The organism is Cellulomonas wangleii (assembly GCF_018388445.1).
Taxonomy (GTDB): Bacteria; Actinomycetota; Actinomycetes; order Actinomycetales; family Cellulomonadaceae; genus Cellulomonas; species Cellulomonas wangleii.
Map to the genome: position 1 here is coordinate 2,430,201 of NZ_CP074405.1, position 23,851 is coordinate 2,454,051.

The 23,851-nt window shown below is 75.0% G+C and carries 15 protein-coding genes; 2 read left to right on the forward strand and 13 right to left on the reverse strand.

What is annotated here, in order from left to right; genetic code table 11:
* Positions 1-2: 2 nt before the first annotated feature.
* From KG103_RS11230 to KG103_RS11270, 9 genes are all read right to left on the reverse strand, one after another.
* Positions 3-6,170, reverse strand: coding sequence for an Ig-like domain-containing protein (locus tag KG103_RS11230; protein ID WP_207341057.1), 6,168 nt, complete (start codon positions 6,168-6,170; stop codon positions 3-5).
* On the reverse strand, positions 6,167-7,666 hold the full coding sequence (locus KG103_RS11235; protein ID WP_207341056.1) for a serine/threonine-protein kinase: 1,500 nt from the start codon (positions 7,664-7,666) through the stop codon (positions 6,167-6,169). Before KG103_RS11235 ends, KG103_RS11230 begins: the two co-directional genes overlap by 4 nt.
* Entirely contained in the window at positions 7,663-9,231 is a 1,569-nt protein-coding gene (locus KG103_RS11240; protein ID WP_207341055.1) for an FHA domain-containing protein, read from the reverse strand. Before KG103_RS11240 ends, KG103_RS11235 begins: the two co-directional genes overlap by 4 nt.
* Complete coding sequence (locus tag KG103_RS11245) at positions 9,228-10,067, reverse strand: PP2C family protein-serine/threonine phosphatase (RefSeq protein ID WP_249670557.1); 840 nt, start codon at positions 10,065-10,067, stop codon at positions 9,228-9,230. The genes KG103_RS11240 and KG103_RS11245 overlap by 4 nt, the downstream gene beginning before the upstream one ends.
* Positions 10,068-10,205: 138 nt before the next feature.
* The gene (locus tag KG103_RS11250; RefSeq protein ID WP_249670558.1) at positions 10,206-11,795 is read right to left on the reverse strand and encodes an alpha/beta hydrolase family protein; all 1,590 of its coding nucleotides are present in this window, start codon (positions 11,793-11,795) and stop codon (positions 10,206-10,208) included.
* Between the two features lies 1 nt (position 11,796).
* Positions 11,797-12,717, reverse strand: coding sequence for a GTPase Era (era, locus tag KG103_RS11255; RefSeq protein WP_207341053.1), 921 nt, complete (start codon positions 12,715-12,717; stop codon positions 11,797-11,799).
* Positions 12,714-14,084, reverse strand: coding sequence for a hemolysin family protein (locus KG103_RS11260; RefSeq protein WP_207341052.1), 1,371 nt, complete (start codon positions 14,082-14,084; stop codon positions 12,714-12,716). Before KG103_RS11260 ends, era begins: the two co-directional genes overlap by 4 nt.
* Positions 14,081-14,533, reverse strand: coding sequence for an rRNA maturation RNase YbeY (gene ybeY / locus KG103_RS11265; RefSeq protein WP_207341051.1), 453 nt, complete (start codon positions 14,531-14,533; stop codon positions 14,081-14,083). Before ybeY ends, KG103_RS11260 begins: the two co-directional genes overlap by 4 nt.
* Positions 14,530-15,531, reverse strand: a complete 1,002-nt coding sequence (locus KG103_RS11270) for a PhoH family protein (RefSeq protein WP_207341260.1) — start codon at positions 15,529-15,531, stop codon at positions 14,530-14,532. The genes ybeY and KG103_RS11270 overlap by 4 nt, the downstream gene beginning before the upstream one ends.
* 229 nt (positions 15,532-15,760) lie before the next feature.
* Here KG103_RS11270 and ppdK point away from each other — a divergent pair, with 229 nt between their 5' ends.
* Positions 15,761-18,478 (forward strand): pyruvate, phosphate dikinase, encoded by a 2,718-nt coding sequence (gene ppdK, locus KG103_RS11275; protein WP_207341050.1) that lies wholly within the window; start codon positions 15,761-15,763, stop codon positions 18,476-18,478.
* Between the two features lie 103 nt (positions 18,479-18,581).
* Here ppdK and KG103_RS11280 read toward each other — a convergent pair whose 3' ends face one another.
* The 3 genes from KG103_RS11280 to hrcA form a co-directional block, all read right to left on the reverse strand.
* The gene (locus KG103_RS11280) at positions 18,582-19,340 is read right to left on the reverse strand and encodes a 16S rRNA (uracil(1498)-N(3))-methyltransferase (RefSeq protein WP_207341049.1); all 759 of its coding nucleotides are present in this window, start codon (positions 19,338-19,340) and stop codon (positions 18,582-18,584) included.
* Positions 19,337-20,461, reverse strand: coding sequence for a molecular chaperone DnaJ (gene dnaJ / locus KG103_RS11285; protein WP_207341048.1), 1,125 nt, complete (start codon positions 20,459-20,461; stop codon positions 19,337-19,339). Before dnaJ ends, KG103_RS11280 begins: the two co-directional genes overlap by 4 nt.
* An 87-nt stretch (positions 20,462-20,548) precedes the next feature.
* Complete coding sequence (hrcA, locus tag KG103_RS11290) at positions 20,549-21,571, reverse strand: heat-inducible transcriptional repressor HrcA (RefSeq protein ID WP_207341259.1); 1,023 nt, start codon at positions 21,569-21,571, stop codon at positions 20,549-20,551.
* A gap of 202 nt (positions 21,572-21,773) precedes the next feature.
* On the opposite strand from hrcA, the gene KG103_RS11295 reads away from it, so the two are divergent.
* Positions 21,774-22,643: a DUF3097 domain-containing protein gene (locus KG103_RS11295; protein ID WP_207341047.1), complete on the forward strand. Its 870-nt coding sequence runs from the start codon at positions 21,774-21,776 to the stop codon at positions 22,641-22,643.
* A gap of 61 nt (positions 22,644-22,704) precedes the next feature.
* Here KG103_RS11295 and KG103_RS11300 read toward each other — a convergent pair whose 3' ends face one another.
* Positions 22,705-23,829, reverse strand: a complete 1,125-nt coding sequence (locus KG103_RS11300; protein ID WP_207341046.1) for a DUF2189 domain-containing protein — start codon at positions 23,827-23,829, stop codon at positions 22,705-22,707.
* Positions 23,830-23,851: the final 22 nt, after the last annotated feature.

Sequence of the window (23,851 nt, forward strand, 5' to 3'; positions counted from 1 at the left end):
GCTCATCCGCCGTCCCCGGGATCGGGCGGGGCGGGGGCGGCGGGGACGGTGACCTGCTGGGACTCGCCCCACCGCGACGACGACCCGATCTCGTTCACGGCCTTGACGCGGACACTGACGCGGGAGTCCGCGGGTGCGGGCGTCTGCAGCACGGCACCCTGCAGCGACGCCTGCGCGACGCGCCCGAGGGACCGCCACGTGCCGTTCACGGCCACCTCCACGTCGTAGCCGATGATGCCGGCGCCACCGTCGTCGGGCGGTGACCAGGTCGCGCTCACCGTGGAGCCGTCGGCGGCGACGGTCAGGCCGAACCCGCCACGGACGTCGTCCGGCGCGCTGGCACGCGTGACGCGCACCTCGCTCGCCGCACGCCCGCCCTCCCCGGCGCGGTTGACGGGTGTGACGACGACCCGGAAGGTGGCCCGGCGGTTGACGATGTTGAACGAGGGCATGCCCGCCGACGAGGCTGCGCTGGTGCCCGTCACCGTCTGCGTCTCGGTGAGGCGGTCGTCGACGTAGAACTCGACGCGGTAGGAGCCGTCGCTGCCGCCCCACGTGACGGCCGTCCACGAGGCGCTGACCGACGTGACCTGGCGGTCGCCGTTCCACGCGGGCACCGGCTCGCCCAGCCCGCTGACACCGGTCGGGCGCGTGACCGGTGTCGGGTCGGCGCGGACCGCCGCGCTCCAGTCACCGCACCCGGCGGCGTTGCAGGCCTGGACCTGGATAGTGACGGGGTCACCACCGCGCAGGCCGGACACCGAGGTCGATGTGCCGGTCCCCACAGAGCTCTCGCTCACGTTCCCGTTCACGGTGACCTTGACCCGGTAGTCCGTGACCGGCGACCCGCGGTCGCCGGCACGGGACCAGGTGACGTCGACGGACCCGTTGCCCGGGTCGCCACCGACGGCGCCCCGCGCGACGACGCCCGTCACACCCTCCGGCACGCCGAACGTCATCGAACGTGCGACGGCCGGCGCACCGAGGCCCGCCTTGTTGCGGGCCCGGAGCTCGAACGTGTACTCCACGCCGTTCGCCGCACCGACGAACGGGTAGGAGCGCGCGTCGGCGGACAGGGCGAACGTGCCACCCCCCGACCCGCCGCTGATGACCAGCTGGTAGCCCTGGATCGCGTCGCCGTTGGGCCGGGTGTCACCCCACGCCACGGAGATCTGCCCGCCCAGCGGCGTGTTCTCGCGCGTGGCGACCAGACCATCCGGCGCGTCCGGCACACCGGCCGGGACCTCCGTCGCCGACCACATGCTCCACCCGCTCGGCTCGGGCGCCTTGTTGTGGGCACGCACGCGCACGGCGTACGCGACGCCGTTGCGCAGCCGGTCGAACGTGTACGACGTCGCGGTCGTCGTGCGGCTCACGGGGCCCGACTCGGGCGCCGGGCTGATCTCGAGGGTGTAGCTCGAGACGGCGGACCCGACCGAGGCCGGGGCCTCCCAGGTCGCGGTGACGGACTGGTCGCCGAAGACGAGGCGCGGCGCGGCGGGGACCTCGGGCACGGCGTCGGGCCGCGCGGGCGCCGAGGCCGGCGACTCCTCCGACCACCCGATGCGGTTGCGCGCAGCCACCGTGAACGTGTACTCGACGTCGTTCGTCAGCCCGTCGACGGTGCAGGTGGTGCTGACGCAGCTGCGGGTGATCCCGCCCGGGGACGCGGTCACGCGGTACTCCGTGATCGGCTCGCCCCGGTTGTCGGGCGCGGTCCACGACAGCACCACGGTCCGGTCCCGGATCTCCCCGATGCGCGGTGGCACGGGTGCCAGCGGGACCCCGCTGACGCGGACCGTGATGCGGCCCTCGACCTCGCGGCCGGGGTCGCCGGTCACGTCGCGCACCCGGAACCGCACCACCATCTGCCCGATGAAGTCGCTGTCGGGCCGGATCGTCACCGAGTCCGCCGAGGCGCCGGCCGTCCCGGCACCCGCGGTCTCGACGACGGCACCGACGACCGTCAGCGGACCCTTCTCCGGGAACGGGTTCACGGCGTTCTCGAGCACCCGCACGGTGCTGTCCCGGCCCTGTGCCCCGTCGTCGACGACGAAGTTCTGCACCGTCGCGGTCCGGCGCGTGCTCGCGACGACCCGCAGGTCCACGGCCACGTCCAGGACGCCGCTGCGCCCGTACGTCACCTGGAGCTCGAGCCGGCCGGTGGTGCCCTTGGGCGTGTCCGTGTCGGCGGACACCTGCAGCTGCGAGCCGACGAGGGACACGGCGAAGCCCGCGGGCGTCCCGGAGACCATCCGGTAGCCGTAGCGGTCCGCGGGGCTCGCCGAGCCCTCGGCCTGCTCGGGCCCGCGCGTCAGCGCCAGCAGCTCGACCCGCTTCGCGGCCTCCCCCGGCTCCACCTCGATGGTGGCACCGTCGAACGTCGGCGGGTGGTCGTCGACCGCGTAGACGGTGATCTGCAGGGTCAGCAGGGTCGTGCGCGCGGTCGCGTCCGTCGGTCCGGTGCGGTCGGTCACCGGGACGGAGATCGACGCCGGCCCCGCGTAGCCGGGCGCCGACCTGAACACCAGCGTGCCGGCGTCCTGCACGAGCTCGGCGCCGTCCGAGCGGGGCGCCGTGACCTGGGTGGGGTCGGCGATGGTGGGCTCGCGGCCGGGTGCGACCTGGACGTGCTCGGCGAGCGGGATCACCAGCTGCTCACCGCTCGCCACGCGCAGCTCGGGCGCGCGCGGGCGCAGCTGCGGCGGGAAGAACCCGAGGGCGGGCACCGTGATGAACGCGTACGCGTCGGCGTCCGGCGACGTGCGGTTGACCAGCCGGTACGGCACGTTCTGCGCGTGGTCCACGAGCGTGACCACCACGTCGCCGTCGGCGGTGACCCGCGCGACGTCCGCGTGCGACGAGGGCACCGACACCTCGAGGTCGGACAGCGGACCGGACGGGTTCTGCGCCACGGCCAGGACGTCCACGGAGACCTCGGTCCGGCCGAGCGTGTCGATGGCGGGCACGAGGACGTCGCGCGCCACGGGCGGCAGGACGGGGGCGTCGTCGGTCACCGTGACCGTGAGCACGCCGTAGTCGCGCCCGCCGCCGTCGTTGGTCACGAGGTACGGGATCGGCACCACACCCGGGGTCGACGGCGCGGTGACCACGATCCGTCGCCCCTGGATCTCGGCGACCACGCCCTCCGGCGGCTCGATCGACTCCAGCCGCAGCTCGCGGCTCGTCGAGTCGATGTCGTTGGCCAGGACGCGCACCTCGACCCGCTGCCCGGGGCGCAGCGTCACCGCGTCGTCCACGGCGACGACCTCCGACACGCCGGACGGACGGGGCGCGATGCCGACGCGCACGCGGGCCACGGCCCGCTGCCCGACCCAGTCCTCGACGGCGTACGTGAACGTGTCGGTCCCCCGCGAGTCCGGGTCCGCCTCGTACTCGATCCAGTCGGGACCGACCTCGACCACCCGGCCCAGCGACGGTGCCGACGCCTGCCCGAGCAGCGTCACGCCGTCGCCGTCGTCGTCGATGCCCACCAGCGGCACGGGGATGCGGACCCTGTCACCGTCGAACACCCGCGCGTCGACGTCCTTGGGGCGCGGCGGGGACTTGGTCGCGGGGTCCGACTCGTGCACCCGGACGGTGACGGTGGCGGCGGTCACGTTGCCCGCGGTGTCCTGCACCGCGAAGGTCGCCCGCGCGGTGAGCGCCCGGTCGGGCGCCTGGTACCGCAGCACGTCGCCGGACACGAAGAGCAGTCCGTCACCCGCGGCGAGCGGCTCGGGCAGCTCGCGCAGCACCGTCAGCCGGTCGCCGTCGGGGTCCGACGCACCCTCGAGCACCGGGATCGTCACCACGCCGCCGGCCCGCACCGTGGCCTCGACGTTCGGCACCACCGGCGGCTGGGAGGAGGCGGACGGCGGCACGGGCTGCACGACGATCTCGCCGCGGGCGGTGGCCGAGCCGTTGGACACGTCGTACCCCAGGACGACCGGACCGTCGGGCGTGCGCCCGGCCCGGATCTGCACGTAGCGGTGCTCGAGCACCGCTACCTGCAGGCCGGAGCCCTCCGGGACCGTGACGGACTGCAGGACCAGCACGTTGTCGGCAGGGTCCTCGTCGTTCGCCAACGGGTCGATCGTGACCTCGCCGCCCGCGGGCAGCAGGGCCAGGTCACGGACCGCCACGGGCGGCTGCGCCTGCTCCGGCCACTCGCGCACGTCGACCCGGGCGATCCCGGTCGCCTGCTGGGGCCCCGCCGAGACGACGAACGTGACGTAGTACGACTGGGCCCGGGGAGCCTTGAACACGAACGTGCCCGCCTGCAGGTCCGGCACGATCGTCGCGCCGACCGTGTCGGACACGGCGGCGAGGCGCGGCGGGTCGGCCGACGCGGAGCGCACCGCGTCGAGCGGGCGCACCTCGACCTCCTGCCCCACGTACGTCACGACGTGCACGGGGTCGATCTGCGGCGGCACCGAGCCGGCGGCGCGGACGTCGACCGCCACCTGGCCCTCGACGACGTTCGTGCCGTCGGAGACCTGCACGGCCACCGTCGTGCGTCCGAGCGCGCCCCCGTCCGCGGCGAACGTCAGCACGCCGTCCTGGCGGAACCGGGCCGTGCCGGCCGCCGGGTCCGCGGTGGCACCCACGAGCAGCAGGTCGTCACCGTCGGGGTCCGTGAAGTCGGCGAGCACGCCGTGCACGAGCCGGCCACCGGTCTCGACCGTGAGGGTGGACGTGCGCACCTGCTCCGGCGGCGCGTCGCCGTCGCTGACGGTGAGGCGCACGGTGGCCGTCGCGGGTGCGTTGAGGCCGCGGCCGTCGGTGACCGTGTACCGCAGCTCCGCCGTCCCGGTGGCCCCCTCGAGGACGTGCACCTGCAGCGCGCGCCCGCCGCGGATCCGCTCGACCGTGCCGAAGTCGGGGGGCAGCGCGTCGAGCACGGAGATCACGAGGATGCCGCAGTCGGACGACGAGTCGTTGTCGATGACCGGCAGGACGCGCGTGCGCCCGGCCCGGACGCCGTACTCGTCGTCCACGGCGACGGGCGGCGCGCTCTGCTCGCTGCACTCCGTCACGGGCTCCTGGGTGACGTCGCCGGTCTCGGAGTCCTCCTCGGACTCCTCGGGCTCGTCCTCCGGGACGATGTCCGCCCAGTCCGGGACGCGGACCGCGGTGTCCTCCTGCGGCAGCCACACGCGTCCCCCGACGGTCTCGTTGAGCACCACGAACCCGCGGTTCACCCGGAACTCGAGCCGGTCGGCCGCGGTCATGGTCTCGAGGTCCTCGACGACGGGGTCCTTGCCGTCGCAGAGTCGCAGCGAGGAGCCGACGGCCGAGGCCCACGCGGCGTAGGCGCAGTCCCCGACGCGGACGGGTGCGGCCGGCCGGCCGGATCCGGTGGTGTCGTGCCGTCGCGGCGCGCCGCCGTCGAGGGGGACCTCCCACAGCGCCGACGTGCCCGACAGGAGCACCGTGCGGGCGGCCGGTCCCGGCTGCTGCAGCACGAGGTCGGTGTCGTCGACCGTGACCTCGCCCGCCAGCGTGCGGACCGTGGAGCCCGACAGCACGACGAGCTCGTCACCGACGGCCGTGACCGCGTTGACCGTCACCTCGCCGAGAGCGCCCAGCCGCTGCGGCGCCACCGGCTGCGTCGCGGGCACGAGCGTCACCGCACCGTCCTGCGGTGCGACGGCGAGGACGGCCCCGCTGCGGGCGACCACGGCGGCGCCGCCCTCGCCGAGCTGCAGGTCCGGGGCGTCGTCGCCGAGGTCCAGCAGGTCCAGCTCGCCCATCGGCCGCACCCAGGTGTCGCCCACGCGGTCGACGAACGCGACGCGGCCCGCCGCCATTGACACCTCGGTGTCCGCCGTCGCCAGCTGCGTCGTCGTCGCGACGCTCGCGGGGTCGACGACGGAGACCGCCGTCAGCTCCTTCAGCAGCACCCAGCCGCCGTCCTGATGCACGTCGAACGTGCTGCCGGTCGTCACCAGCCCGCCGTCGAGCTCCTCGACCGGCACGTTGTACCTGCCCACGCGCAGCTCGCCGGTGGCGGTCAGCCACACACCGCCGTCGTTGAGGTCCACCCGCGCCAGCGGGAAGCCGCGGTCCATCAGCGCGAGGGTGAGCACCAGGGCCGGCACGGTGACGACCGCCGCGACCGTGGTCACCGGGCGCCGGCGCCACGTGCGGGGGTCCCACCACGTCACGGCGCGCACCCCTGCGCGGGACGCGCGCTCGCGGAGCGGTCCGCCCGCACGATGGACACCTGGATGCACACCTCACCCGTCCCCTGGTCGGCGGGGACGGTGACGCTCTCCTGGTCCACCAGCTCCAGGGTGGGCTCACCGGTCACGGCGAGCACGCCCCACAGGTACCTGTCCCCGTCCTGCGGGTCCGGATTCTGCCACGTGAACGTCACCGCCCCGTCCGCCGCGCGCGTGCCGGCGAGCGAGTGCGGTGCGGGCACCGGGGCCGCCGCCGGACCGGTCTGCGGCGCGGCCAGGCTGTCGGTGGGCGCGACCGGCCCGGTGGGGTCCGCACCCCCGAGTGTGGTCACCAGGACCGTGCCCACCGCGGCGACCACGACCACGGCCGCGGCAGCGGCCACCCGGGCACCCCGGCGCGGCTCCGGGCCGACCGGGACCCCGACCGGCGGCGGCGCCGGCGGTGCGGGAGCGGGAGGCACGAGCGTGGGGCGACCCACCACGACGGCGCGCGCACGGGTCGCGTCCTCGTCGTCGACACGGCGGCCGATGGCCGCGCCGGGGACCGCGACGCCGCGCAGGCGGGTCGCGTCGTCGTCGGACCGCGTGTCGCCGGCAGCGCCGCCCGGGTCGTCGGGGAGGTCGAGCGGCGTCACCGGCAGCCGGAGCGCCGCCTCCACCTCCTGCAGGGCGCGGGCGACCGCGACCGCCGACGCGTGCCGGCGCGACGGGTGCTTCGCCATCGCCCGCTCGAGCACCGCCTGGAGCTGCTGCGGGACGTCGTCGCGTCCCACCGGCGGCAGCGGCGAGCGCTCGATGCGCGCCACGAGCTGCTGCGCGCTGTTGTTGCCGCCCGGCAGCTCGAACGGGGTGCGACCGGCGAGCAGCGAGTAGATCGTCGCCGCGAGCGCGTAGACGTCCGAGCGCTCGTCCCCGCCGGGGTGCTCGGCCAGCATCTCGGGCGGCGACCACGGGATCGACATGCCGATGGTCTGCGCGGCCGGACCGGTGGTCGCCGCGATGCCGAAGTCGGTGAGCGCGGGCCACCCGAAGTCGGTGGTCAGCACGTTGGCGGGCTTGATGTCGCGGTGCAGGATGCCCGCGCGGTGCGCGGTCTCCACCGCGGACGCGAGCCGCACGCCGATGCGCAGGACCTCGGGCACGGGCATCCGCTCGGCGCGGTACCGCTCGGCCAGGCCGGGGCGCGAGCAGTACTCCATGACGAGGAACGGGCGTCCGTCGGCCGCGATGGCGGCGTGGTGGATCGTGACGATCGAGGGGTGGTGCGACAGCTGCGCCATGAGGTTGGCCTCGGTCTGGAACCGCTGGCGCACGTCGTCGTCGAGGCTGCCCGCGAGCAGCACCTTCACCGCCACGTCGCGGCGCGGCAGGTGCTGGCGGTACAGGAAGACGTCGGCGAAGCCCCCGAGCCCGAGCACGCGCACGTACTCGTAGCCCGGCAGGTCCGGCGGCGCGGACGCCTCACGGCGAGCGGTCACGCGGTGCGCTCCACCGTGAACGTCACACCGTCACCCAGGTCCACCACCTCGTCCGTGCCGACGACGCTCGGCTCACCGGGGTGCAGCCGCCGCACGCCCTCACCCCGGCGCGACACGTGCACGCCGTTGGTGGAGTCGAGGTCGGTCACGACGACGTGCTCACCCTCGAGCCGCACCTCGGCGTGCGTGCGCGAGATGTCCTGGTTGGGGCTCGGCACCGTGACGAGCCGGGGCAGCTCGCGGTTGGTGACCCGGGCCACCTGCGGCGCGCGCCCCAGGAGCACGGCGCGGTCGAGCGTCACGACGAGGCCCGTGGACAGCACGAGACGCGCGGCCGTCGGTGCGGGCTCGGGCGTCGGGAACGGTCCGGACGCGCCGTCCTGGGACCAGGCCGGGAGGCGGTCGCGCAGCCGCGCCAGGTCGCTCGACAGGATCGTCATCCCGTCGTGGTCGTCGGCGGCCGTCTCGAGGACGTCCGGCCGCCCGGAGACCAGCGAGACGTGGCCGGCCTCGGAGCCCGAGGTCGCGGCACCGACGGACGCGGCCGTGAGCGGCGCGTCCAGCGCGGTCGCCGTCGCCGGCTCGGCGGTCGTCAGGGGCCACCACGGGATCTCGGCGGCCGGCTCCGGCTCGGGCTCCCGCGGCTGCTCCTGCGCCGGCGCGACGGGCCAGGCGTCGAACGACGACCACCCCGTCGGTCCGTCCGTCGCCGACACGGGCTCCTCGAGCTCCACGACCTCGACCACCGGCTCCGGCGCGACGGGCTCCGGCTCCACCACGGGCTCCGGCTCCACAGCGGCCAGCACGACGGGCTCGGCCTCCACAGCCGTCGGCTCGACGTGCTCCGCCTCCACACGCTCCGGCTCGACGTCCACGGGCTCGACGTCCACGGGCTCGACGTCCACGGACGCGACGTGCCGAACCTCGGACGCCACCGGCTCGGTCTGCTCCGGCCCGGTCCGCTCCGGCTCGGTCTGCTCCGGCTCGGTCCGCTCCGGCTCCGCGACCGGCGTGGGCGGGGCGGCCGCCGTCACCTCGGGCGGCGGCGCGGCCGCCACGACGGGCTGCTCGTGCGTGGCGGTCCCGACCGCGTCGACGACCTCCTGGGCACGGTCGTCGACCCTGCCCGACCGCAGGCCCGCAGCCCGCACGACGCCACCCACGAACGGCCACCAGTCCGCCGTGCCCGGCACGGCGGCGTCGACCACGACCTCCAGACCCGCCACGCCGAGCGCGCGGTGCTCGGTCCACACGGCACCCTCGCCGGCGGCGACCTCCTGCACGCCGTCGGCACCGTGCAGGCGCAGCCGCAGCGGCCCTCGCAGCACGGCGTGCACGGCACCGTCGTCGTCGGTGCGCACCACGGCGAACCCGGGCAGGGCGGCGAAGCCGTCGGCCGCCACCACGCCGAGGGCACCCAGGACGTCGCCGCCGGCGCTCGCCACCTGCCACAGCCCGTCCACCACGCGACGTGCCGCGCCGGGCTCCACCAGAGCGAGGAACCCCTCACCGGCGACGGCGGTCCACCGGCCGTCCTGGTACTCGTGGTGCGCGCGCTCGGTCATGCGGGGTCCTCCTGGACGTGGTCGGCCGCGGTCGCGGGCGGGACGAGCGAGGGGTCGGGACGTGCCGCCGGCCGACGGGGCACGGTGGCGCCGTTGAGCATCTCGTCCCACAGGTGCGGCCCGAGGTCGGGCGCCGAGCGCGGCGCGGTGGCGTGGGTCTGCTCGGGCGCGGTGGCGGTGGCGACGTCGACGACGACCGCGCTCACGTTGTCGCGCCCGCCGCGCTCGAGGGCCTCCTGCACGAGCATCGCCGCTGCCTCCTGCGGGTCGTCGACGGACGCCAGGACGCGCCCGATCTCGTGGTCCGCGAGCTCGCGCGTCAGGCCGTCGGTGCAGACCAGCAGCCGGTCGTCGGCACCGGCGGGCAGCAGCCAGTAGTCCGGCTCGGGGGGCTCGCCCGTCCCCAGGGCACGGGTCAGCACGTGGCGCTCGGGGTGCCGGCGCGCGGCGTCGGGCGACAGGTCGCCCGAGTCCAGCAGCTCCTGCACGACCGAGTGGTCGACGCTCACCTGCGTCAGCGCGGCGTCCGACCAGCGGTACACGCGCGAGTCCCCCACGTTGAACACGAGCCAGTACCAGCCGCCGTCGTGCTCCGTCACCGCGACCCCGGAGACGGTCGTCCCACCCTGGCGCCCGCGCGTGAACTCCGTGCGGATGCGCGTCGACGTGCGCGCGAAGCAGGCGTGCACGTCGTCGGACGACGCGGACGGCTGACCCGCGAGCTGGGCGAACTCCTCGACCGCGATCCTGCTGGCGAGGTCGCCCGCGTCGTGCCCACCCATGCCGTCGGCGACGAGGAACACCGGGGGGTACGCGAGGAGCGCGTCCTCGTTCACCTCACGGACCCGACCTCGGTCCGTCGCCGAACCCCACGACGTTCGCACTGCACCACCCCGTCCCGACCTGAGAAGTCATCGGCGCACATGGTGCCTCACCTGAGCCGAACGGTTCACGTCCGTCCGCCCAGTTCACCCTCAGATGTTGAGCTGGAAGACACCCCAGTAGGCCAGGACGACCAGCAGGACGGCGGAAGCCGCGACGACGCCGGAGGCCGCGACACGCCGCACCACGCCCGGTGCGACCGGCACGCCCTCCTCGCGCGCGTCGTGGGCGCGGTGCGCGAGGAGCACGGCGGCGAGCACGGCGCCGACTCCCAGCACGCGCACCCCGATCCACCCGCCCTGCACGACCCAGGCGTTGCGCTCGTAGTCGAGCGCGAGGCGTGCGACGGCCAGCAGGTACCAGACCATCGCGCCGACCGTCGCCACCGTCACCCCGCCGAGCGCGACCAGCCGGCCGGCGATCCCCGGGGCGAAGCGACGGACCGGCGCCGCGGGGTCCCGGCGCGACCTGCCGCGCTCCACCACGCGTGCGACACCGACCGCGAGCCCGCACACCAGCATCAGCACCGGCGCACCGAGCACCAGCACCAGCAGCGCGACGCCGTCGCGCAGCCACCGGGGCTGCGGCACCGGGCCGGCGACGTAGGTCTGCTCGGGCTCCGCCCCGGCCACGCGCGGCGGGGTGTCCCCGGTCACGGGGAGCCCCAGGACCCAGCCGGCCAGGTCCCGCAGGAAGGGCTCGGTCGGCGAGCCGCCGACGCGGATCCCGTGGTCCGCCCCCTCGTAGTAGCGGACGGTGACGTCCTCGTTGCCCGCCTGCGCCAGGTCCGCCCGGACCTGCAGCGCCCCCTGGACGATCGGCATGGAGGCGTCCGCCGTGCCGTAGACGACCAGGACCGGCTGGGTCATGCGCTGCTGGTACGGCGCGACGTCGAAGTCCGCGTACTCGAACCCGCCGCCGGGCATCGACATGCCCACGGCCCGCGGGATGGCCCGGAACACCGCGTGCGGGACGCCGGTGTTGCGCAGGTAGGCGTCGACGGCGAAGGCCGCCTGCTGGCGCGGGGGCACGACCGGCGACGACACGAGCACCACACCGGCCATCGCGGGCTCCTCGGCCGCCATCACGGGCGCGATCCACCCGCCCTCGCTCTCCGCGTACACCACGACACGCGCGGGGTCCACCTCGGGCCGGTCCCGCAGGAGCTCGAAGGAGTGCAGGTAGTCGCGGGCCATCGCCACGTAGTCGCGGTGCGCGGTGGAGTACGTGTCGAGCCGCTTGTCGGGCACCATCGCGACGACCCCCGCCTCCGCGAGGGACCGGGCCTGCTTGAGGAACGCCCGCTGGTACCGGCCCGTGCCCGCACCGTGGACGAACAGCACGGCCGGAGCCGGCTCCTCGACCCCCACGGGCAGGGAGATGCGTGCCCCGACGGTCGCCCCGTCCAGGGGCACCGTGACCTCGACCTCCCGCACGTCGTACCGCACGGCGGCGGGCGCGCCGCCGATCGCGGTGTCGGCGGTCGCGACCTCGATGCCCTCCTCGAGCGGCGCCGGGTCCCACGTCGGTCCGGTGACGGCGCCGACGACCGCGAGCAGCAGCGCGCCGAGCGCGACGCTCGCGACCAGTCGGTACGCCGAGCCGAACCGCGCGCCGCGCCGCGGCGGGCGGTCGTCCGGACGCGGGGCACGCCTCAGCGTGCCCGAGACCCCCAGTGCCACCTCAGAAGCCCAGCCGTCCGAGCTGCTTGGGGTCGCGCTGCCAGTCCTTGGCCACCTTGACGTGCAGGTCCAGGAAGACCCGGGCCCCGAGCAGCGCCTCGATCTGCGTGCGGGCGCGCGTGCCGACGTCGCGCAGGCGCGCGCCGCCGCGCCCGATGACGATCGCCTTCTGGCTGTCGCGCTCGACGAACAGGTGGACGCGCACGTCCAGCAGCGGACGGCCGTCGGCACCCGGCGGCTGGTCCCGCGGCACGATCTCGTCGACGACGACCGCCAGGGAGTGCGGCAGCTCGTCGCGCACGCCCTCGAGCGCCGCCTCGCGCACCAGCTCGGCGACCATGACCTGCTCCGGCTCGTCGGTGAGCTCGCCCTCGGGGTACAGCGCGGGCCCCTCGGGCAGGTGCTTCACCAGGACGTCGGCCAGCACGTCCACCTGGTACCCGTCCCGCGAGGAGACGGGGACGATGTCGGCCCACTCCCCCAGCTGGTCGACGGCGATGAGCTGCTCGGCCAGGCGCGCGCGCGGCACGGTGTCGGTCTTGGTCACGATCGCGACCACGGGCGTGCCGGCCCGCCCGGGCGGCCTCAGCCGCGCGAGCTGCTCGGCGATGAAGCGGTCGCCGGGACCGATCTTCTCGTCGGCGGGCAGGCAGAACCCGATGACGTCGACCTCGGTCAGCGTGTCGCGCACCAGGTCGTTGAGCCGCTCGCCGAGCAGGGTGCGCGGCCGGTGCAGGCCGGGGGTGTCGACGAGCACGAGCTGGGCGTCCTCGCGGTGCACGATCCCGCGCACGACGTGGCGGGTGGTCTGCGGGCGCCCCGACGTGATGGCGACCTTCTGGCCGACGAGCGCGTTGGTGAGCGTGGACTTGCCGGTGTTGGGGCGGCCGACGAGGCACGCGAAGCCGGAACGGTGGGTCATCGGGCGGCCTCCGAGCCGTGGTCGCGCGCGGCGGGGGTGCCGCGCGCCGGGGTGCCGGCGGCCGAGGTGCCGCGGGCGGGGGTCGTGGGTGCGTCGTCGTCCGTCGCCGCGGCGCGGTGCACCAGCACCGTCGCGAGCCGCTTGCGGCGTCCCTCGACGCGCTCGGCCTGCAGCCGCAGGCCGTGGATCTCGCCCACCGACCCGGGCAGCGGCACCTTGCCGAGCGCCTTGGCCAGCAGGCCGGCGGCCGTGTCGACGTCCTCGTCCTCCACCGCGATGCCGAACAGGTCACCGAGCTCGTCGCGCCCCAGGCGCGCCGGCACCCGGTAGCCGCCGTCGCCGAGGTCCTCGACGCCGGGTGCGCTGGTGTCGTGCTCGTCGGTGAGCTCCCCGACGATCTCCTCGAGGGCGTCCTCGATGGTGACCAGCCCGGCGATGCCGCCGTACTCGTCGACGACCAGGGCGATGTGGCTCGAGCCGTCGCGCAGCTCCAGCAGCAGCTCGTCGACGGGCTTCGACTCCGGCACGTACACGGGGGGCCGTGCCAGCGAGGACGCGGGCGCGTCGAGCGGGTCCTCGCCGGTGTGCACCGCCCCGTGGGCGCCGCGCGCGGGGATCCGCCGCACGACGTCCTTGAGGTAGAGCACGCCGACCACGTCGTCGACGGACTCGCCGACCACGGGCACGCGCGAGAAGCCCGAGCGCAGCAGCAGCGCCAGGACCTTGTGCAGCGGGGTGTCGGCCTGCGTCGTGATCATGTCCGTGCGGGGCACCATCACCTCGCGCGTGAGCGTGTCACCCAGCTCGAGCACGGAGCGGAACATCTCGCGCTCGTTGTCCTCGATCGCGTCGGACTCGCTGACCCGTTCGACCATGTCGCGCAGCTCGGCGTCGTCCTGCTCGCTCGTCGACTCCGACGGGTCGGCACGGCGCCCCACGCCACCGGCCAGGGCGGTGACGGCGAGCAGCAGCCGCGACAGGCTGGCGAGCACGCCCACGGGGTGGCGCCGCCCCATGCTGCGCGGGCTCACCCGCACCAGCAGGTACGCCACGACCGCGCACGCGGCGATGGCCAGCAGCGCCGTGGCCCACCACGACAGGGTGCCCGCGCTGATCGCCAGGGTCAGGCAGACCGTCGCGGTCATCTCCCCCAGCAGGCGGACGAACGCCGCGGCGGCGGCGACGCGCGCGGGGTCGTCGACGAGCCGGCGCACGCGGGCTGCCGCACCGGGACGCTCCCCCTCGAGCTCGGCGACGCGGGCACGCGTGACGCGCAGCACCGCGACCTCACCGGCCGACAGCGCGGCCGCCAGGACGATCCCGAGCAGCGCGACGGTGAGGAGCAGGGCGACGGGGACGCCGCTCATCGACCGGCCAGGAACGTCAGGAGCAGGCGACGCTGCAGCGCGAACATCTCCTTCTCCTCGTCCGGCTCGGCATGGTCGTAGCCGAGCAGGTGCAGGATCCCGTGCGTCGTCAGCAGCAGCATCTCCTCGGCGGTCGAGTGGCCCGCGGCACGCGCCTGCGTGGCGGCGACCTCCGGGCACAGCACGACGTCACCGAGCACACCGGGGCCCGCGGGGTCGCCCTCGCGCCCGGGGCGCAGCTCGTCCATCGGGAACGACAGCACGTCGGTCGGTCCCGGCTCGTCCATCCACCGGACGTGCAGGTCCGTCATGGTCGCGACGTCGACCAGCCGCACGAACAGGTCCGCCTGCGGGTGCACGTGCATCTCGTCCAGCACGTACCGCCCGAGCGCGGCGAACTCCGCCTCGTCGACCTCGACGCCGGACTCGTTGCTCACCTCGACGCTCATGCCCCGTCCCACCTCGCGTACGCGTCGATGATGTCCCCCACCAGCCGGTGCCGGACCACGTCGGAGGACGACAGCCGGCAGAACTCCACGTCGTCGACCCCGGCGAGGATCTCCTCGACGACCCGCAGGCCGGAGCGCGTGCCGCTGGGCAGGTCGACCTGCGTGACGTCGCCGGTCACGACGACCTTCGAGCCGAACCCGAGCCGGGTGAGGAACATCTTCATCTGCTCGACGGAGGTGTTCTGCGCCTCGTCGAGGATGATGAAGGAGTCGTTGAGGGTCCGCCCGCGCATGTACGCCAACGGCGCGACCTCGATGGTCCCCGCCTCCATGAGCCGCGGGATCGACTCGGGGTCGACCATGTCGTGCAGCGCGTCGTACAGGGGGCGCAGGTACGGGTCGATCTTCTCCGAGAGGCTGCCGGGCAGGAACCCGAGGCGTTCCCCGGCCTCGACGGCGGGGCGCGTCAGCACGATGCGGTTGACCTTGCGCGCCTGCAGCGCCTGCACCGCCTTGGCCATCGCCAGGTACGTCTTGCCGGTGCCGGCCGGGCCGATGCCGAACGTGACGGTGTTGCGCTCGATCGCGTCGACGTACCCCTTCTGCCCCGGCGTCTTGGGACGGATCGTGCGACCGCGCGTGGACAGGATGTTGAACGTCAGGACGTCCGCGGGGCGCGCGCCTGCGTCGGCGGTGAGCATCGCGACGGAACGCGTCACCACCTCCGGGCTCAGCGGCGTGCCGGCGGCGGCCATCTCGACCAGCTCGTCGAGCAGGCGCGTGACGAGCGCGACGTCACCGGCCGGGCCGGCGAGCGTCACCTCGTTGCCGCGGACGTGGACGTCGACGGCGCGGAAGCCGTCCTCGATGCTGCGCAGCACCTCGTCGCGCAGCCCGAGCAGCTCGACCATCGACACGTCCGGCGGGACGGTGATGCGGTGCTCGATGCGCGCGTGACGGTGCTCGGGTGCACGGGGTGCGGGGCTGGACTCGGCCATGTGCTCGGCGGGTGCCGTGCGCTCCTTCTCTCGACGCGTGCCGTGCTGCGGACGCCCCATCCTACGCCGCCGGTCACCCGGGCCGAGGGCGCCCGCGGCGCAGGGTGCGCGCGCGCCCCGGCGGTGTGGGCCCTTCGTCCCCGGGCACCGGCGCCCGAGCGGGAGAACACTGGTGGGCAGAGCCGGGCAACGGAGCCCGGTGGTGTTGCGTGGCGACGGAGGAAGCACCATGGCGCGGTACGTCAAGGACTTCAGCGAGGGCGACAAGGACCAGAAGGACCTGCTGGGCGGCAAGGGGGCGAACCTCGCCGAGATGACCCGGCTGGGCCTGCCGGTGCCCCCCGGGTTCACCATCACGACGGAGGCGTGCCGGGCGTACATGCGCACCGGCGAGGTGCCGCCCGAGCTGCGGGTCGAGGTCACCATGGCCGTCCGCCACCTGGAGGACCAGCTGGGCCGACGGCTCGGCGACTTCCACGACCCGCTGCTGGTGTCCGTGCGCTCCGGTGCCAAGTTCTCGATGCCCGGGATGATGGAGACCGTCCTCAACGTCGGACTGAACGACGCCTCGGTGCAGGGCCTGGCCGAGCTCTCCGGCGACGAGCGCTTCGCGTGGGACTCCTACCGCCGGCTCATCCAGATGTTCGGCCGCACGGTGCTCGACATCGACGGCGACCTCTTCTCCGAGGCGCTCGACAAGGCGAAGGCCGCGCGCGGCGTCACCGCCGACGTCGACCTCGACGCGGACGACCTGCGCACGCTGGTCGGCACGTACAAGCAGATCGTGCGCGAGCAGTCGGGCCGCGAGTTCCCGCAGCACCCGCGCGAGCAGCTCGACATGGCGATCGTCGCGGTCTTCGACTCCTGGGGCACCGAGCGCGCCCGGCTGTACCGCCGCAAGGAGCGCATCCCGGACGACCTGGGCACGGCCGTCAACGTCTGCTCGATGGTGTTCGGCAACCTCGGGCCGACCTCCGGCACGGGCGTGGCGTTCACCCGCGACCCCGCGTCGGGCCGCACGGGCGAGTTCGGCGACTACCTCGTCAACGCCCAGGGCGAGGACGTGGTCGCGGGCATCCGCAACACCCTGTCGCTCGCGGACCTCGAGGAGGTCGACCCCGCGGCGCACGCCGAGCTGCTGCAGGCGATGCGCCGGCTCGAGACCCACTACCGCGACCTGTGCGACATCGAGTTCACGATCGAGCGCGGCAAGCTGTGGATGCTGCAGACCCGCGTGGGCAAGCGCACCGCACCCGCGGCGTTCCGCATCGCGTGCCAGCTGGTCGACGAGCACCTCATCACGATGGACGAGGCCCTGTCCCGCGTGACGGGCGCCCAGCTCTCGCAGCTGCAGTTCCCGCAGTTCGCCCCGGTGGACGACGACTCCGACCGCGTGCTGCTGACGCGGGGCATGGCGGCGTCGCCGGGCGCTGCGGTCGGCATGGCCGTGTTCGACCCGGCCACGGCGGCGCAGTGGGCGGCCGACGGCAAGGACGTCATCCTCGTGCGCCGCGAGACCAACCCCGACGACCTCGGCGGCATGATCGCCGCGGTCGGGGTGCTCACGGCGCGCGGCGGCAAGACGTCGCACGCGGCCGTCGTGGCGCGCGGCATGGGCCGCACCTGCGTGGTCGGTGCCGAGGAGCTGGTCATCGACTCCGAGGCCCGCACCATGACGGCGCGCGGGCACACCGTCCACGAGGGCGACGTCATCGCGATCGACGGCACGAGCGGCGACGTCGTCCTGGGCGACGTCCCGGTGGTCCCCTCGCCCGTGCAGCGCTACCTCGAGGACGGTCTGGACGTCGCGCTGGCCGAGGCACCCGACGACGAGACCCGCGAGCTGGTGCGGGCCGTCGACCGGATCCTGCGGCACGCCGACGCGAGCCGCCGGCTGCACGTGCACGCCAACGCCGACACGGCGGAGGACGCCGCACGCGCCCGGCACCTGGGTGCGCAGGGCATCGGCCTGTGCCGCACCGAGCACATGTTCCTCGGCGAGCGCCGTGTGCTCGTCGAGCGGGTCGTGCTCGCGGACGACGACACCGAGCGGCAGGCGGCGCTCGACGCCCTGCTGCCGCTGCAGCGCCAGGACTTCACGGACATCCTCGCCGCCATGGACGGGCTGCCGACGACGATCCGGCTCATCGACCCCCCGCTGCACGAGTTCCTCCCGGACCTCACCGACCTGTCGGTCAAGGTCGCGCTGCAGGCCGAGCGCGGCGAGGTCGACGAGCACGACGTCACGCTGCTCGCCGCGGTGCGCCGCATGCACGAGGCGAACCCGATGCTCGGTCTGCGCGGTGTCCGGCTGGGGCTGGTCATCCCCGGGCTGTTCGACCTGCAGATCCGCGCGGTGGCCGAGGCGGTGGCGGCCCGGCTGGCCGCCGGCGGCGACCCGCACGCCGAGATCATGGTCCCGCTGGTGGGCTCGGTGCAGGAGCTGCGCCTGGTCCGCGAGCGCGCCGTGGCGATCATGGCGGAGGTCAGCGCCGAGCAGGGCGTGACCGTCGACCTGCCGGTCGGGTGCATGATCGAGCTGCCGCGGGCGGCGCTGACCGCGGACCGCATCGCGGCGCAGGCGCAGTTCTTCTCGTTCGGCACCAACGACCTCACGCAGACGACGTGGGGCTTCAGCCGCGACGACGTGGAGGGTGCGTTCTTCGCGCAGTACACCGCGAACGGCGTCCTGTCGGTGTCGCCGTTCGAGACGCTCGACGTCAAGGGCGTCGGACAGCTCGTGCAGATCGCGGTCGAGCGCGGACGTGCGACCCGGCCCGACCTGACCCTGGGCGTGTGCGGCGAGCACGGCGGCGACCCGGAGTCCATCCGGTTCTTCGACGCCGTGGGCCTGGACTACGTGTCCTGCTCGCCGTTCCGGGTGCCGATCGCCCGGCTCGAGGCCGGCCGCGCGGCGATCGAGCACGAGGGCAGCGACTCGCGCTGACACACCGGACCCGTGGGGGCGGCGGCACCTCTCTCCCCGTCGCGCGCCGCCGCCCCCACGTCCCCTCCTGCACGGGACGGCGGACCAGCACCTGCCGGAGCCGTCAGCCCCAGCGGCCGAGCCGGTCCGCGAGCATCGCCAGGGCCACGGGGCCGGCCGTGGACGTCCGCAGCACGTGCGGGCCCAGCCGGCAGGCCACGGCGCCTGCCCCGGTGAGGGCCTCCAGCTCGCGGTCGCTGATGCCGCCCTCGGGGCCGACGACGACCAGCACCTCGCCCCCGGCGGGCGTCGGGACGCCGTGCAGCGGTGTCGTGGCGGACTCGTGGAGGACGACGGCCGTCCCGCCGGCCGCGACGGTCGACGCGACGCGCGCGACGAGCCCGCGGTGGTCGAGGGCCTCCTCGACCACGGGCATGCGGGCGCGCCGGGACTGCTTCGTCGCCGCGCGCGCCGTCCCGACCCAGCGAGCGCGGCTCTTCTGCGCGCGCTCGCCCCGCCAGATCACCACGGAGCGCTCGGCCTGCCAGGGCACGACCCCGTCGACCCCGACCTCGGTGGCCGCCTCGACGGCCATCTCGTCACGATCGCCCTTGGCCAGAGCCTGCACGAGCACCAGCCGCGGGACGGGCTCGGGCTCGACGACGACGTCCTCGACGTCCACGCGCACCCCCTCGGGGCCGGCGGTCCGCACCCGGCCGACGAGCCGGACGCCGGCGCAGTCGACCACGTCGACGCGCTCCCCCGGTCCGCGGCGCTGCACGACGCCGGCGTGCCGGCCCTCCGTGCCGTCCAGGAGGTACTCCCCTCCGGGCCGCACGTCGGCGAGCCGGCCGGGCTCGACGACGAAGACCGGCGCGCTCACCGGCCCGCGAGCTTGTCGCGCAGCTTGGCGAACATCCCGGGGTTGGCCGCGGCGAAGCGTGCCTCGGGGCGCTCCTCGCCGCGCAGCACGGCGAGACGACGCAGCAGCTCGGCCTGCTCGTCGTCGGCGGGGGTGGGCACCTGGACCTCCACGTGCACGTGCAGGTCCCCGCGGCCGCCCACGTGCAGGTGCCCGATCCCCAGCCCGCGCAGCGTGACGACCTCCCCCGGCTGCGTGCCCGGGCGCAGGTCGACCTCCTGCGGCCCGTCGAGGGTCTCCATCGACAGGACCGTGCCGAGCGCGGCCGCGGTCATGGGCACCTGGAGCGTCGCGTGCAGGTCGTCGCCGCGTCGCACGAACGTGTCGTGCTTGCGCTCGCGGACCTCGAGGTACACGTCGCCCGCCGGACCGCCGGCCGGGCCGACCTCACCCTGACCGGTCAGCTTGATGCGCGTGCCGGTGTCGACGCCCGCGGGCACGTCCACCGACAGCGTCCGCCGGGACCGCACGCGGCCCTCGCCGGCGCACTCGGTGCACGGCTCGGGGATGACCGTGCCGAACCCGTGGCAGGCCGCGCAGGGCTGCGTCGTCATGACCTGCCCGAGGAACGAGCGTGCCACCCGCTGCACGGACCCGCGCCCGCCGCAGACCTCGCAGGTGCGCGGCGAGGTGCCGGGCCGGCAGCAGGTGCCACCGCACGTGGGGCACAGCACCGCCGTGTCCACCTGCACCTCGCGGTGGACGCCGAACGCGGTCTCGGCCAGGTCCAGGTCGAGGCGCACCAGGGCGTCCTGCCCGCGCCGGGCACGCGCCACCGGGCCGCGCGGAGCACCGCCCGCGGCGGCGCCGAAGAACGTCTCGAAGATGTCCTGGAACCCGAAGCCGCCGCCCATGCCACCGCCCGGGGACGCGGGGTCGGCGCCCATGTCGTAGGCGCGACGCTTCTCCGGGTTGCCCAGCACGTCGTAGGCGCGCGACACGTCCTTGAACCGCTCCTCGGACGCGGGGTCGGTGCCCGCCACGTCGGGGTGCAGCTCACGGGCGAGCCGGCGGTAGGCCTTCTTGATCTGCTCGGGCGTCGCGTCGCGCGGCAGGCCGAGGATCTCGTAGTAGTCGGTCACGTGGCGTGCTGCTCGCTTCCTGCTCGTGGGTGGCGTGCCCGGCCGCGCGCGCGGCGCGCCCGGCGGCGCGTCCGCGGGGCGTACCGGTCAGCCCGCAAGGATCCGGGTGAGGTACCGGGCGACGGCACGGACCGCCGCCATGGTCTGGGGGTAGTCCATGCGCAGCGGGCCGACGGCCCCGAGCACGGCGACGGACGACCCGTCGCCGCCGTACCCGCTGGTGACGATGCTGGTCTCGGCCAGCCCCTCGTGCTGGGTCTCGCGGCCGATCCGCACCGCGACGCCGCCGGAGTCCTCCGCCATCTCGGACAGCAGGCGCAGCAGCACGACCTGCTCCTCGAGGGCCTCGAGGACGGGTCCGATGGTGTGCGGGAAGTCGGCGTTGGCGCTGCGGGCCAGGTGCGACGCACCCGCGACCACGACCCGCTCCTCCCGCTCCTGCGCGAGGGTCTCGGCCACGACCGCGACGACCGAGCGGGCGAGGTCCTCGCCGCCCGACGTGAACTCGGCGGCGAGAGCCTCGAGAGCGCCGTCCAGCTCGGCGAGGCGCAGGCCCGCGGCGACGACGTTCAACCGCACGCGCAGCCGCGCCACGACGGCCTCGTCGAGGTCGGTGGTGAGCTCCAGGGTGCGCTGCTCGACGCGACCCGTCGTGGTGATGATGACGACGAGCAGGTGACGCTCACCGACAGGGACGAGCTCGACGTGCCGCAGCGCCGAGCGGCGCAGCGACGGGTACTGCACGATCGCCACCTGGTGCGTCAGCTGGGCGATGAGCCGCACCGCACGGTCGATGACGTCGTCGAGGTCCACCGCCTCCTCGAGCAGCGTGCCGATCGCCCGCTTCTCCGCGGCGGACAGGGGACGCACGCCCGACAGGCGGTCGACGAACTCGCGGTAGCCCAGGTCGGTGGGCACGCGACCGGCCGACGTGTGCGGCTGGACGATGAGCCCGGCCTCCTCGAGCGCGGCCATGTCGTTGCGGATGGTGGCCGGCGAGACGCCGAGCGCGTGGCGCTCCGCCAGGGCGCGCGAGCCCACGGGCTCACGGGTCGCGACGTAGTCCTCGACGATGGCGCGCAGCACGTCCAGCCGCCGGTCCTCGCTGATGCTCATGTCGCTCCCTCCTGCCCCCGTGGCCCTCGAGCGCCCCCGCGGCGCCGCACCGCGGCGTCCTGGGTAGCACTCGCCCGTACCGAGTGCCAATTCTACGCGCACGTCCAGGAGGCGGGGTGGCGTCCCCCGCACCGTCCCCGCCACCGTCCCCGCGCGTCCGCCGCGGCGGCGCGCCGGGACCTCCTAGAGTGCCCGCGTGACCGACGACCGCTACGGCTCCGACGTGCTGTCGGGCGACCGCTCCCCGTCCCGTCCCGTCCACCACCGCCCCGCGCGCACGTCCCGCGAGCAGGCCGCCGAGCCCGGTCTGGTCGTCGAGGACGTCGAGACCGGATGGGTCGGCGCCGTCGTCCGCGTCGAGAAGTCCGGGGGCCAGCACGTCGTGGTCCTCGAGGACCGGCGCGGGCGCACGCGGACGTTCCGGCTCGGTCCCGGGTTCTGGGTCGACGGCCAGCCGGTGGTGCTCACGGCGCCGGTGACCTCGCGGGCACCCGCGCGACCCACCCGCACCGCGTCGGGGTCGGTGGCCGTGCCGGACGCGCGGGCCCGCGTGGCGCGCGGATCGCGCATCTGGGTCGAGGGCAAGCACGACGCGGAGCTGGTCGAGAAGGTCTGGGGCGACGACCTGCGCGTCGAAGGCGTCGTCGTCGAGCTGCTCGACGGTGTCGACCACCTCGCGGACGCCCTGCGGGACTTCCGCCCGAGCGCGGACCGGCGCGTCGGCGTGCTCGTCGACCACCTCGTCCCCGGCTCCAAGGAGAGCCGCATCGCGGCCGACGCCCTGCGTGCCGCGCCCGCCGGGACCGTCCTGGTGCTCGGGCACCCGTACGTCGACGTGTGGCAGGCCGTGCGCCCCGAGCGCGTCGGGCTCGACGCGTGGCCGACCATCGAGCGCGGCACGGAGTGGAAGCGCGGCATCCTGCGCGAGCTGGGGTGGCCGGCGGACGACCAGGCGGACGTGGCGCGGGCCTGGCAGCGCATCCTGCGCTCGGTGCGCTCGTACGCGGACCTCGAGCCGAGCCTGCTGGGCCGCGTCGAGGAGCTCATCGACTTCGTCACCGCCTGACGCCGACGACGCGGGGGCCCCGTCCGCCCGGCGGACGGGGTCCCCGCGTCTTGCGTGCGGCTCAGGCCGCGAGACGCCCGTCGGTCAGACGACGGTAGGCGTACACGGTCAGCAGGGCGCCGACCGGCAGCGAGACCAGCACACCGATCCCGCACACCAGGCTGCCGACCCAGCTGACCAGCGCGACGACGAGGTACACCAGGATCGCCGTGCCGAGGTCGCGCGTCTGCAGGTTCACGCTCGTGCGGATCGCCTGCACCGCGCTCTCGCCGCGGTCCACGATCGCGACCACCGCGTAGAACACGAAGAACCCGGCGACGAACAGCGCGACCTGACCGAGGAACGGGATGACGCTCGCCACGACGCCGGCGGCACAGGCGATGAGCGCGAACAGCAGCAGCTGACCCGCGGACGACGTGTCGAACAGGTCACCGATCGACAGCGGGCGGCCGTCGGCGACCTTGAGTGCGGCCTTGACGAACGCCGCACCGAACAGGACGAGCAGGAGCAGCAGCAGGGCGGCGTAGATCGTGATGCCGATGGAGCCACCGATGCCCGCGAGCACACCGGGTGCGTCCCCGGACCCGATGACGGCGGCGACGCCGCCGACCATCGCTGCACCGATCACCGCGACGACCGCGATGACGACGAACCACACCAGGCCACCCAGCACGAAGGCCGCCCAGTTCTGCCCGAACTTCGAGAACGACCACGAGAACCCGGCACCGATGTCGACCGGACCGGACGGCGACGCGTACGGCCGGCCGTACGGCGACTGCTGACCCGGCGTGCCGTAGGGCGGCGGTGCGCCGTAGGGCGGCGGTGCGCCGTGGGCCGGCGGGGTGCCGTAGGGCGACGGTGCGCCGTAGGGCGCGGCGGGCGGGGTGCTCCCGGGCCCGGACGAGGTGGCGGGTGGCGGGTACGGCGGGGAGCCGGCCCCCGGCGGCGGGTACCCGCCCGGCGGCGGTGTCGGAGGCTGCGGGGGCGGCACGTCCTGCGCGGCCGGGCCCGGTGCCACCGGCGGGGGCGTGGGAGCCTGCGCGGGCGGCACGTCCCGCGCGGCCTCACCGGGGGCGGAGGGCGGGCCCGGCACCTCGTGGGCGCCCTCGCCGTGGGCGGGCGGGGGCGGCGGGACCGCGCTGCCGCCGTCGTCGCTCGGCGGCGTGCCGCCGGTGTTCTCGCTCATGCGTGCCTCCAGGCGTGACCAG